Here is an 11,896-nt window from a genome sequence, read left to right as displayed (position 1 = left end):
TCGTCTTTGACTACGCCCAGTCCCCGAGCTGTCCAGCGGGTCTGCATTCTGCGATGCTGGGGGTTGAGCCCATGTACCTCATCCATGCCGCCGGAAACGTCGGCCCTCCGGTCGACGTTCCGTCGGAGTGTTCCAGGACGTGGTCTTCGCCGCCGATGGCGAGGTCTTCGCGGGTTCCCACTCGGACCCGGCCCGCGCGCCATGCTGGCGCGCCCCGTTGCGGGCCGCGGGCACATTCGCACGGATGACCAGGTGCTGTTCGAGCCGGGCGTCGCGTTCCGGCACTACTGCGTGGCGTCTATGTTCACCGTGCTCACCGGCCCCACGATCGACCCCCGACACCTGGCCATGCAAGCAGCCTGCGTGGACGCGCTCGATCGCGTGCAGTCGACGATCCGACCGGGAAACACCTTCGGGGACCTTTACGAAGCTCACCGTTCAGCCGTCGCGGAGCACGGCTTCGAGGAGGCGGTGCTGAAGGCCTGCGGCTATTCCATGGGCGCCGTGTGGGAGACGACGTGGATGGAGCCACCTTTCATGGCCGCGAAGGTGCCGCTCGTGCGGGAGGAGCAGATGTCGATCTTCACGCACATGATCCTTCTCGACCGGACCACGGGGTTATCGGTGACGCTGGGCGAAACCGTCGAGGTGACCAGCGACGGTCCGGTCCGCATCACCTCGGTGCCGCGGGAACCCATCATCGCGGGAGCCTGAGGAAGCCAGAGTGAGGTGGGGGACTGGGGGACCGTCCCGCGTGGTGCAGCGCACTCGCACAAGTCAAGCCTGTGCGAGTGCGCTGGTCTGTGGGAGGCGTGTCAGTTCGTCACTGCGGCCGTGGGCATCTGCCCGGTCGTGCATCCGGCCGGGCCTACCCGCTCCTCGAGATTGCGCAGTGCGGGGGCCAACCACTTCTTCGCCTCGTCCAGAGCCGCAAGGACCCTGGGGTCCTTGAGTCGTTCTCTCAGACCCAGCGCCGGGTTGAGACGAGTATGCCCCGACCAGGCCCGGATGCCGGGATGGGCGCTGCGCCGCTGCGCACTGGTGACGTGGGCGCTCGTGAAGGCGAGGAGATCGTCCACGTGCCCGGTGTAGACGACCGGCAGCGACATGTGCTCCTTGAGCTCGTCGTCGTCCAGAAGCGACTCGACCACGGCCAGCGTGGCCGCGCTCCAGCAGGCGAACCCTGGGGTCACGTACTGGAGGGTGATCCGCCCGGGCTCGAACACCGAGTGGGGCTCGAGGGTTCTCAGTCCCGTGGCAGTGCAGTCGACGTACACCTGGCCACGGGGTTGCGAGACGCCTCCGTTCGTGAACTCCATGCCGTCGGCGTGCACTCGCCGGACCCGTCCCAATCGGACGACGTTGCCGATCTTCCGCAGCCCCTCGACCTCGGCGCGACTGATGGTGGCGCCACGGAAGGCCGTCGGCGGAACGCCCTGGTCCAGGCGGAGGAACACGCCGGCCTTCTCGAGCCGCAGTGCCATGTCCATGCCGCTGGTGGCCTCGGCTGCGGCCTGCATCCAGGCGGCGTTGAACTTCGCACGGTGGTGCACGAGGTCCAACGGCTGGGTCCATTCGCGATCGATGGACCACACGTCACGTGAGCGCACCCAGGTAATCGAGTCGGCATCGACTCCGTTCTCGAGAAGCCAGGTGCACGAGTCCATGGCGGTCTTGCCGGCGCCCACCACGGTAAAGCCGGCCGGCTTAGAGCCGACCTTGACCAGGTCGTTGGGCGGGATGACCGTCACGTCGTCGTCGACCTGGAACCTGGGGCTGCGGGTCGCGGGGATCTCCGGCTCGATGTAGGTCGCGTCAACCACGCGGCGGTGTACGACGATCCGCGTCTCCTCGCCAGTGAGCAGGGACACGAGGCGGTGGTCGTTCGGACCCTCCTGGTGGTACTCCGACATGGCCAGGAATCGCACCTGGCCGGACGGCAGGAGCACGCGGTTCATCACGTCGGCGTAGTAGCTGCAGATCTCCGCTGCCGAGGAGAGCTCGTACATGCCAGCGTTGACGCCTGACTCGTCGATGCGGTGTGCCCCCAGCATGGTAGAGGACACGCCGTAGGCCGCGGCGGGCTGGTGCAAGCGTACGAAGGGGTAGGCGTCATGCCAGTGCCCGCCGGGGCGGTGCCGACGATCGACCATGATCACGTCCGCGTCGGAGTGCTCGATGAGCGCGTCCGCGAACGCCATCCCGGAAGCGCCCGCGCCAACGACGAGGTAATCGGTTTCCAGTTGCTCCATGGGGGGGTACTCCGTAGGTCGGCCCGAACGCGGGAAACGATAGTATGCTCCGAACGGAGCGTACTGCATGAAGTCTGCCATGGGTGCGGCGTGCTGGGACTCCTTCGTGACGGATGGCTGCACCCTCTTGCGCGACGCTCCGGGGCGAGGTTACCGTAGAAACTCGGACGTCCGTCCGAGTTTCCTTGGAAGGATGCGCGCGTGAATCGTGTGGATGTCGTAGTTGTCGGCGGTGGATTGGCCGGGCTTGCGGCCGCCCGTGAGCTAGTAGCGGCCGGCAAGGACGTGGTGGTGCTCGAGGCGCGGAACCGCGTGGGCGGTCGCACCATGGGTGGCGTCCTCAGCAACGGCGTGCCGGTCGAGATGGGCGGGCAGTGGGTGGGGCCCACTCAGGACGTGGTGCTTGAGCTGATCGAGGAGCTGGGGCTGGAGACGTTCCCGAGCTACGACGACGGCGATGCCCTCATGTTCGTGGACGGTCAGGGGGTGCGGCACGCGAGTCCCACCTTCGGGCTTCCGGAGCGGACCGCCGCCGAACTCGCACGCCTCAGCGGGCTCATGGAGGAGCTGGCCACGACCGTGTCGGTCGAGTCGCCCTGGACGACCAAAGAGGCCGAGGAGCTGGACCGTCAGACCCTCGATGGCTGGCTCACGAGCAACACCGACAACGACCTCGCCCGGCGGTTCTTCCGGGTTCTCGTGCCGGCATTGTTCTCCGCCGAGGCCCCCGAGCTGTCATTCCTGCACTTTCTGTTCTACCTGAAGTCCGGCACCAGCCTGGAGACCCTCCTCAACACCACTGGCGGTGCGCAGGAGTCTCGCGTGGTGGGCGGCACCCATCGGATCTCGGAGCAGATGGCGGTCGAGCTGGGTGATCGCGTCCGGCTCGAGGCGGTGGTCCGAACCATCCGGCAGGATGTCGATGGTGTGACAGTGGAGTTCGAAGGCGGTGAGATCGCGTGCGAGCGCGTCGTGGTCGCGGTGCCGCAGACGCTCGCGGGCAGGATCCGTTACGTCCCGCCCCTCCCGTCTGCGCGCGATGCCGTGACCCAGCAGATGCCCGCCGGTTCTGTCATCAAGTTCCAGGTGGGCTATGCGCGACCGTTCTGGCGCATCGAAGGACTCAACGGATCTGTGCTGAGCCTCGACGATGCGTTCAATGTCGTCCTGGACAACAGTCCCGAGGACGGGTCCTGCGGTGTACTGGTCGGCTTCCTTGAGGGTAGACACGCCCGCGTGTCCGTTGACCTCAGCCCCGAGGAGCGCCGTGAGTTGGTGGTCTCGGCGCTCGTCAAGTTCTTCGGGCCGGAGGCCGCCCAGCCTTTCGATGTCGTGGAGCAGGACTGGAACAACGAGGAGTTCACTCGAGGGTGCTATGGCGGGCGTCTCGGCGCTGGCGTGTGGACGCAGTACGGCGAGGCTCTCTCGGCCCCGGTTGACCGCATCCACTGGGCAGGCGCAGAGACCTCCACGATCTGGAACGGCTACATGGACGGCGCCGTCCGCTCGGGGCGCCGCGCGGCCTCGGAGATCTTGACCCACGGTTGAGCCGCCAGCGCTAGTTCAGATGCGTACGAAGTTCGGACTCGATCGTTGAGCCGCTCGATGGTCGACTGGACCTGCTGATCCCAAACCAAAGGAGCGAACATGGACGCTGACTTCGAGCGAATCTTCAACGCGATCCCGGCCAACTACATCGTTCTCGACCTGGAATGGAACATCGTGGCCATCACAGACATGGCAACGGGGGGCCGACCTCGGTCCCAAATCATCGGCAGGAGCCAGTTCGAGGTGTTCCCCGACAACCCGGACGACGAGGGCGACGTCTCTGGCACCGCGACGATGCGGGCGGCGTTGGAGCGCGCCGTGCGGGAGAAGGTGGGGCACGCAATGCCGGTGACGCGCTACGACGTCGCGGACGCGCACGGCGTCTTCCAGGAGCGCCACTGGCGACCGATCAACGAGCCGGTGCTCGACGCGGCTGGCGACGTGGTCTACGTGATCCACGGCGTCGAAGAGGTCACTAACGCATAGGAACGGTTGCCTTCGCAGCTCATCGGTGTTTAAATGATAGTGTGCTATCAAACGAAGCACACTACGTTTTTGTAATGACGTCGGAGGAGCATCGTCGTGGTCAACCGAGATCGGGTCGAGGTCGACCCGGGGCATTTCCGTGAGGTGCTGGGCCAGTATCCCACCGGCGTAGTGGTCGTCACCGCGATCAGCTCGACGGGTGAGGCTCTCGGGATGACGGTCGGGTCCTTCACCTCCGTGTCCCTCGAGCCGCCGTTAGTGGCCTTCCTCCCGAGCAAGACCTCCTCCTCGTGGAAGGGGTTGCGCGAGAGCGGGAACACCTTCTGCATTAACGTCCTCCGTGCCGACCAGGAAGACCTGTGTCGCGCCGTCGCGACCCGCAAGGTCGACAAGCTCGAGGGGTTCGAGTGGCAGCACTCCGCTGCCGGCAATCCGGTGATCGCGGGCGCGGTGGCCTGGATCGACTGCGACACCGAGCAGGTCCACGAGGCCGGTGACCACGAGATCGTCATCGGTCGCGTGCGCGAACTCGACTTCGGCGCCTCCGGGCAACCTCTGCTGTTCTTCAGGGGCGGCTACGGTTCGTTCGCCCCCCTCTCCCTCGCCTCGGGTGACTCGGACCTCCTGGGCCACCTGCGACTGATCGACCTGGCCCGCCCCTACATGGAGTCGTTGGCGTCGACGCTCACCACGGAGGTGACGGCTATCGCCCTTGTCGGAGACGAGCTCGTACTCGCTGCTGCAGCCGGCCACACGGACATCGCCGTGGCGCCGACACGCGTCGGTCAACGGCTGCCGTTCATGGCGCCGATCGGCAGCTGCTTCGCCGCGTGGGGTGACGACGCGCTGCGGGACCGGTGGGTGAAGTCCGTGGAGGGTGCCCTGGACGCCGACCAGGTGATGGCTGTGCGACGAGCGCCTGAGCTGGTTCGCGACCGCGGTTATGCCATTGCGACAGGGCATGCGGCCGGCGCTCACCTGGAGTCAGTTGCCACCCGTATCAATGCAGGTGACCCTTCGGTGACCGCGGAGCAGCTCCGTAGGGCCTTCTTCGACGCGCTGGGGGGCTACAACCAGCCGGGCGATCCGGAGGGGGAGGTCGAGCTCCGATCCTTGAGTGCACCTGTGTTCGGGCTCGACGACCGGGTGGCGTTCATGCTCACGCTGTGGGGTCGGCCGGGCCTGATGCGGCCGGACGAAGTGCGGTCCCAGGCGGCTGCGCTGCACGACGCGGCGACGGCGTCGACCTTGGCGATAGCGGCCTTGTGAGCGCGCCCGCCGTCGCTGACCCGCGTATGCACCTTGAACCGGGCGCGGGTTACTGCGAGGTGTCGAACGCGATCCGGCTGGTGGGGGACCGGTGGTCGCTCCTCGTCGTCCGGGAGCTCGCCGTGGGCAACACACGCTTCACCGAGATCCACGACGCCCTGCCCGGGCTGTCCAAGAGCCTGCTCGCGTCCCGCTTGAGATACCTCGAGGGCCTGGCGATCGTGGAGCGGCACCCCTCCGAAACTCCCGATCGGCGGAGCAGGACGCGATATGTCCTGAGCCCGGCCGGCTGGGGGCTGGCGCCGGTCCTCCAAGCCTTGGGTGGCTGGGCTCTCGAGTGGTACGTGCCGGAGGAGACCAAGGACGTCCTGCACGTCCTGCAACAGCTCGAGCGGCGGCTCGACCGGGCGATGCTGCCGAAGCGGCGCGTTTCCATCCAGTTCCACTTCGCCGAGCCGTCGGCCCCGAGCGGGTACGTACGCGTGGACGGAGCCGACGTGCGCACGTGCCTGGGGGAGTCGGAGCCTGCCTCCGACCTTCTCGTCGAAGCCACGCTCCCGGTCCTGACGGACCTGTGTGCGGGCAGGAGCGGCTGGCGCGATGCGATCGACGTCCGTGCAGTCAAGTTGGCGGGCCCGGCTGCTCTCGTCCAGGCCTTCCCGATGTGGTTCCCCCTCACCCGGACGCCGGCATCGGTGCCGACGCCCGCGTGAGTGGCTAGCGGGGAGTCTTGCTCGAGGGTTCGAAGGCCGCGCCGTGCCCAGGCACGATGAGGACCGGGCCGAGACCCAGGATCCGCTCGCGGAAGGAGTGGAGTAGGTCGCTGTTGACCGCGAACGGGTCCTCCTCAGGGACCGAGTCGGTCCACCAGAGATGGGTGAAGACCACGAGTCCGTCCCGCGTGCGCACGAGCGTGGAGATGTCCTGCTCGGTGTGTCCAGGCGTGTGCACGAGCGTCACTCCGGGGGCAACCTCGGCCCCATCGGCCATGCGGCTGTGCCACTGGTCGTTCTGGTAGATGCCCCACACGTCGTGGGTCTTCGCGTTCTCGAAAAGCGCAACATTCAAAGTGTGGTCGGGGTGGTGGTGACTGATGATCACGTCCGTCACCTCGGTGGCCGCGAAGCCGCGGTCTCCGAGCGGGTCGAGCACGGCGGCGCGACTGCGCACCAAGCCGGGGTCGTGGATGATCGTGTGCTCTCCGGAACGCACGAATGAGATGGTCGACGCAACGCTTCCGGTCTCGTCCATGCCGCCTAGGGGCCATGGCGCGTAGCCGTCGGTCAGCACCCCCCAGTCGTCGACGACGCCCGAGGGGAGCTTGATGTCATTCATGTCGCACGTTCCTTCTTCCAGCGGGTGACCGACCGAGATCCAACCCAGTCATTGAACCTCTCATGCGTGGAAGCAGATAGTCCTGATTTCGCACCGGTCGTGCGGTCAGCGAGCCTCCACCATCCGGAGCGCCAGTTCGGAGTAGTAGTCCCCGACGTCGCCCGGCGTCCAGTCACCGGTCGCGTTGTACCACCGACCCACGTCGATGCCGAGGGACAAAATGGCGTGTGCCGCAACCTGTGGATGTCGCGTCGCAAACTCTCCGCTCGCCACCCCCCTGTCGACGATGTCGCGGATCTCTGTGCCGATGAGACGTCGGAGGGTCCGGATCTCGCCCAGGTGCTCGTCGCTGAGAGCATCGAGCTGGTAGTTGACGACACGCGCCGACATGGGTGCCTCGGCGTGATGCCCCGCGAATGCGCGCGTCACGGCCGCCAGCTGAGCAGACAGCGAATCACTCGTTGCTGCGGCGGTCCGCACGCGCTCGAGCGTGTCCTCGTGACCGGCACGCGAGATGACGAACAGCAGCTCCTCCTTGGAGCTGTGGTGCATGTAGACGGCGGCGGGGCTCAGCCCGGCGGCCGCGGCGATGTCCCGGGTCGACGTCCCGTGGAACCCGCGATCGGCGAAGGTCGACAGCGCTGCGGTCTGCAGCCGCGCCCGGGTGCGCCCGGCCCGTGTCTCGTCCGTAGTTCTGCTCATTTCCGCCTCCCGTTCGCGTGACGGAGCACACTCTCAAATTTCGTTGACCGGACGAACCGAGGTCAGGCAGTGTCGTCGTATCTGGAATTAAGCAACTGCTCAATTATAGGACTCAAGGAGTACATGATGCCCGAGGCCGTGATCGTTTCCGCCGCCCGCTCTCCGATCGGACGTGCACATAAGGGGTCGCTGAAGGACGTCCGTCCCGACGACCTGACCGTACAGATGATCCAAGCTGCACTGGCGAAGGTGCCCGAGCTCGACCCTGCCGACATCGAGGACCTGATGCTGGGCGTCGGGCAGCCCTCGGGCGAGGCCGGCTACAACATCGGGCGTGCTGTCGCGGTACTGGCAGGGATGGACCACCTCCCGGGCGTGACCGTTAACCGGTACTGCGCGGCGAGTCTTCAGACCACGCGCATGGCGCTCCACGCCATCAAGTCGGGTGAAGGGCACGTGTTCATCTCTGGCGGCGTCGAGACGATCAGTCGTTACCTGGATGGGTGGGCCGACGGTCCCCCCGGCACTCAGAACCCCGCGTTCGCGGACGCCGAGGTGCGCACCCGGCGATTCGCCTCAGGTGGTCAGACCTGGTCCGACCCTCGCGCGGAGGAACTCCTGCCCGATGTCTACATGTCGATGGGACTGACGGCCGAGAATGTCGCCCAGCTGAAGGGCATCACCCGCGAGGAGCAGGACGAGTTCGCCGTACGCAGCCAGAACCGCGCCGAGCGTGCGATCGCCAACGGGTTCTGGTCACGGGACATCACCCCGGTGACGACGCCCGACGGCACGCAGGTGACCGCAGACGATGGTCCCCGTCCGGGCGTGACCATGGAAAGCCTGGGGGCGCTACGCCCGGTCTTCAAGCCGGACGGCACGGTCACGGCCGGCAACTGCTGTCCGCTGAACGATGGTGCTGCGGCTCTTGTCATCATGTCGGACACCAAGGCGAGCGATCTCGGGCTGACCCCGCTGGCTCGTATCGTGAGCACGGCGGTCAGCGGACTGTCCCCAGAGATCATGGGGCTGGGTCCGGTGGATTCGTCCCGCCGAGCCCTGGAGCTCGCGGGGCTGACGATCGCCGACATCGACCTGGTGGAGATCAACGAGGCGTTCGCCGCGCAGGCCCTCGCATCGGCTCGTGAGCTGGGGATCGACGAGGACCGGCTCAACGTCAACGGCGGCGCGATCGCGGTGGGCCACCCCTTCGGCATGACCGGCGCACGCATTACCAGCACGCTCATCAACTCCCTCCAGTGGCACGACAAGCAGTTCGGCCTGGAGACGATGTGCATCGGCGGCGGCCAGGGGATGGCCATGGTGCTGGAGCGACTGTCCTGAGGCGATCCAGCGGCTCGATCACCCGCGTACCGCCTATCTCGGCGATGCGCCTTCTGAAGACACACTTGAGGAGAATGCGTTGAACACCAGAATTGCCGTGGTCACGGGAGCAGCGCGCGGGATCGGCGCGGCTGTGGCCCAGCAACTGGCCGCCGATGGATGCGCCGTCGCCGTCGTCGACCTCGACGAGGCCGCCTGCCTGCTTGTGGCGGAGAGCATCGAAAAGTCCGGTGGCAGGGCGATCGCTGTCGGAACCGACGTGAGTGATGAAGAGGCCGTCGCCGCAGGAGTGGCTCGGGTGGTCCAGGAACTCGGCCCCCCGACGGTCCTGGTCAACAACGCCGGGGTCATCCGCGACAACCTCCTGTTCCGCATGACGGTCGCCGACTGGGACCTCGTGATGGACGTACACCTGCGCGGCTCGTTCCTGATGACCCGCGCGGTCCAGGGCCACATGATCGAGCGGAAGTTCGGGCGCATCGTCAACATGTCGAGCACTTCGGCGCTGGGCAATCGCGGGCAGGCCAACTACGCCGCCGCCAAGGCCGGGCTGCAGGGGTTCACCAAGACCCTGGCCCTGGAGCTGGGGAAGTTCGGGGTCACGGTGAACGCCATCGCTCCGGGCTTCATCGAGACCGAGATGACACACGAGACGGCAGAGCGCATCGGGGTGCCGTTCGAGGAGTTCAAGGCAGGCGCGGCGGCCCAGATCCCGGTGGCACGGGTCGGGCAGCCCGAGGACATCGCGCACGCTGTGTCGTTCTTCGCCAGCGAGGCTGCCGGGTTCGTCTCCGGTCAGGTCCTCTACGTGGCCGGCGGACCCAAGGCGTGAAGGTCTTCGAAGGCATCGATGACCTCGCAGCGGCGGTGGGGACTCACCTGGGCTACTCACCTTGGCACACGATTACCCAGGGACAGATCGACACCTTCGCGGAGGCAACGGGGGACCACCAGTGGATCCACGTCGACCATGCCCGGGCCGCCGCGGGACCCTTCGGGACCACCGTGGCGCACGGCTACCTCACGCTCTCGCTGGTGCCGATGCTGATCTGGCAAGTGTACGAGGTGCGTGGTGTCGCCATGGGCGTCAACTACGGCGCCAACAAGCTCCGGTTCCCCACCCCCGTACCCGTGGACTCGCAGGTCCGCGCCGGAGTCGAACTCCTGTCCGTCGAGGAGGGCCGGGGTGGCCACCACACGACCACGCGCATCACGATCGAGTTGGAGGGAAGCGCCAAGCCAGCGTGCGTTGTCGAGACGCTCTCGGTGTTGGGCGCCTGACGCCGGTCCAGATCGGTACGCAAAACAGCACCTCGACGCCCCATCGCTGCCGCGGTGGGGCGTCGTGCTGTGTCATCGCGACTGCGTGACCCGTACGCCATCCTTGATGACTGCGTCGGGGTCCAGGGCCCGCTTGAGGATCTTCCCTGTCGAGCCCTTGGGCAGTTCATCGCAGAGGTGATAGATCCGCGGCACCTTATAGGTCGACAGGCGCTCCTCCAGCCACGCACGTAGCGCGGCCAGGTCCACGTGACGGCCTGGCTGAGTGACGACGACCGCAGCGATCTCCTCGCCCAGACGCTCGTCTGGCACACCGATGACCGCCGCCTCGAGGACGTCAGGATGGCTGTAGAGGACTTCTTCCACCTCGCGCGGGTAGACGTTGTAGCCGCCCCGGATGATCAGGTCCTTGGTGCGACCGACGATCCAGAGGTCCCCGTCGGCGTCCATGCGACCGAGGTCCCCGGTCAGGAACCATGATCCCGCTCGCACGTCGGCCGTCGCGTCCGGACGATTCCAGTACTCGCGCATGACTACAGGACCATCGATCGCGACCTCGCCGACTACTCCGTCGGCGACGGGCTGGTGGTCCGGCCCGAAGATGGCGATCGTGCAGCCCGGCATGGCGCTACCGACGCTGCCCTCTTTGGGTGGCGCGCCCTGGCGGCGGCCGCTCGCCGTTCCGGTGGTCTCGCTCAGGCCGTAGCCATCCATGACCTGGGCGCCGAAGCGTTCGCGGAATGCGGCCGCGACGGCGAGCGGCAGTGTGGCCCCGCCGGATACACACAACCGCAGCGCGCCGAGCTGCTCGGCGGTCACGTCGGTCTCGGCGTGCAGCATTTCGTTCCACATCGTCGGGACGCCGGCCATAGCGGTGAGCTCGTGGGCGGCAGCCATCTCGATCATGCCGGCACCGCTGAACGGCCTCAGCAGCGACAGGCTCGCTCCCACGTGGTGGACCGAGGACATTACGGACGCCTGGCCGAAGACATGGAAGAGGGGCAGCGCAGTGCCCATGCGGTCGTCCGGCCCGATGGCCTGCACCTCGGACTGACTCTTTGCGCAGGCGAGCAGGTTGTCATGGGTGAGCACCGCGCCCTTGGGACTGCCCGTGGTGCCGGACGTGTACAGGAGCACGGCCGGCTCGTCTCCCGGCAGGTCGGTGTACGACCCGGTCGAGGAGCGTTCGCCTACCTCCGCGGTCGAGAACGCGCCGGGGGAGAGGATCGAGCACGGGCGACCAGTCGCGGCGACGGCGGGGAGCAGTGCAGTTTCGCTTCCCTCGTAGCCGACGGCAATGTCGCACTCCGCGTCACGGATGAAGTACTCGATCTCGCGGGGCGCGCTCATCGTGTTGACCGTGACCGCGACAGCGCCCAGGGACAGTGCACCGTAGTAGGTCCATACGAACTCCGGGCTCGTCGGAAGGACGATCAGCACGCGTCCGCCCTTCCGTGCGCCGCGGGCGCGCAGGAATGTGGCGGCCCTCATGATGCACGCCCGGGTTTCAGCGTATGACCATTCGTCTTTGCCCACCCTCAGCGCGATCGCATGGGGGGTGGAGTCCGCGTGCTTCCACACGTTCTGGACGGCGTTGCTCATCGACCTCGTCACCTTCAGCCTAGTCTGCAGAGATAGTGCACTTCATTCGAAGTGAACTTGCAAAGTGTCTCAGATGG

Annotated in this window: 12 protein-coding genes; 8 read left to right on the top strand and 4 right to left on the bottom strand. The window is 66.8% G+C overall.

The genetic code is table 11. The features are described 5' to 3' along the window. The first annotated feature begins 84 nt into the window (after window positions 1-84). The gene (locus FB382_RS15875) at window positions 85-714 is read left to right on the top strand and encodes a M24 family metallopeptidase (RefSeq protein WP_343055636.1); all 630 of its coding nucleotides are present in this window, start codon (window positions 85-87) and stop codon (window positions 712-714) included. A gap of 101 nt (window positions 715-815) precedes the next feature. Here FB382_RS15875 and FB382_RS15870 read toward each other — a convergent pair whose 3' ends face one another. After that, window positions 816-2,333, bottom strand: a complete 1,518-nt coding sequence (locus FB382_RS15870; RefSeq protein WP_182540709.1) for an NAD(P)-binding protein — start codon at window positions 2,331-2,333, stop codon at window positions 816-818. Window positions 2,334-2,453: 120 nt separating this feature from the next. On the opposite strand from FB382_RS15870, the gene FB382_RS15865 reads away from it, so the two are divergent. From FB382_RS15865 to FB382_RS15850, 4 genes are all read left to right on the top strand, one after another. Then, window positions 2,454-3,800, top strand: coding sequence for an FAD-dependent oxidoreductase (locus tag FB382_RS15865; RefSeq protein ID WP_182540706.1), 1,347 nt, complete (start codon window positions 2,454-2,456; stop codon window positions 3,798-3,800). A 99-nt stretch (window positions 3,801-3,899) separates the two neighbouring features. Next, on the top strand, window positions 3,900-4,286 hold the full coding sequence (locus FB382_RS15860; RefSeq protein ID WP_182540704.1) for a PAS domain-containing protein: 387 nt from the start codon (window positions 3,900-3,902) through the stop codon (window positions 4,284-4,286). A gap of 96 nt (window positions 4,287-4,382) precedes the next feature. Continuing rightward, window positions 4,383-5,555 (top strand): flavin reductase, encoded by a 1,173-nt coding sequence (locus FB382_RS15855; RefSeq protein WP_182540702.1) that lies wholly within the window; start codon window positions 4,383-4,385, stop codon window positions 5,553-5,555. 59 nt (window positions 5,556-5,614) lie between these two features. Beyond that, entirely contained in the window at window positions 5,615-6,268 is a 654-nt protein-coding gene (locus FB382_RS15850) for a winged helix-turn-helix transcriptional regulator (protein ID WP_182540701.1), read from the top strand. Window positions 6,269-6,272: 4 nt separating this feature from the next. On the opposite strand, the gene FB382_RS15845 is transcribed toward FB382_RS15850, so the two are convergent. Both FB382_RS15845 and FB382_RS15840 read right to left on the bottom strand, forming a co-directional pair. Then, the gene (locus tag FB382_RS15845; RefSeq protein WP_220481379.1) at window positions 6,273-6,890 is read right to left on the bottom strand and encodes an MBL fold metallo-hydrolase; all 618 of its coding nucleotides are present in this window, start codon (window positions 6,888-6,890) and stop codon (window positions 6,273-6,275) included. 105 nt (window positions 6,891-6,995) lie between these two features. Beyond that, window positions 6,996-7,592 (bottom strand): TetR-type transcription factor C-terminal domain-containing protein, encoded by a 597-nt coding sequence (locus FB382_RS15840; protein ID WP_182540699.1) that lies wholly within the window; start codon window positions 7,590-7,592, stop codon window positions 6,996-6,998. 126 nt (window positions 7,593-7,718) lie between these two features. Between FB382_RS15840 and FB382_RS15835 the strand changes: the two genes are divergently transcribed. The 3 genes from FB382_RS15835 (at window position 7,719) to FB382_RS15825 (ending at window position 10,217) form a co-directional block, all read left to right on the top strand. Further along, entirely contained in the window at window positions 7,719-8,936 is a 1,218-nt protein-coding gene (locus tag FB382_RS15835; protein WP_182540697.1) for an acetyl-CoA C-acetyltransferase, read from the top strand. Between the two features lie 79 nt (window positions 8,937-9,015). Next, window positions 9,016-9,768 (top strand): 3-oxoacyl-ACP reductase FabG, encoded by a 753-nt coding sequence (fabG, locus tag FB382_RS15830; protein ID WP_182540695.1) that lies wholly within the window; start codon window positions 9,016-9,018, stop codon window positions 9,766-9,768. Then, window positions 9,765-10,217 carry a MaoC/PaaZ C-terminal domain-containing protein gene (locus tag FB382_RS15825; RefSeq protein ID WP_182540693.1) on the top strand — a complete coding sequence of 151 codons (453 nt, stop codon included), beginning with the start codon at window positions 9,765-9,767 and terminating at the stop codon, window positions 10,215-10,217. Before fabG ends, FB382_RS15825 begins: the two co-directional genes overlap by 4 nt. A gap of 72 nt (window positions 10,218-10,289) precedes the next feature. On the opposite strand, the gene FB382_RS15820 is transcribed toward FB382_RS15825, so the two are convergent. Continuing rightward, window positions 10,290-11,819, bottom strand: a complete 1,530-nt coding sequence (locus FB382_RS15820; RefSeq protein ID WP_182540691.1) for a class I adenylate-forming enzyme family protein — start codon at window positions 11,817-11,819, stop codon at window positions 10,290-10,292. Window positions 11,820-11,896 lie beyond the last annotated feature (77 nt).

Origin of the sequence: Nocardioides ginsengisegetis (genome assembly GCF_014138045.1) — a bacterium.
GTDB lineage: Bacteria > Actinomycetota > Actinomycetes > Propionibacteriales > Nocardioidaceae > Nocardioides > Nocardioides ginsengisegetis.
This window is presented reverse-complemented; position numbering and strand designations above follow the sequence as displayed.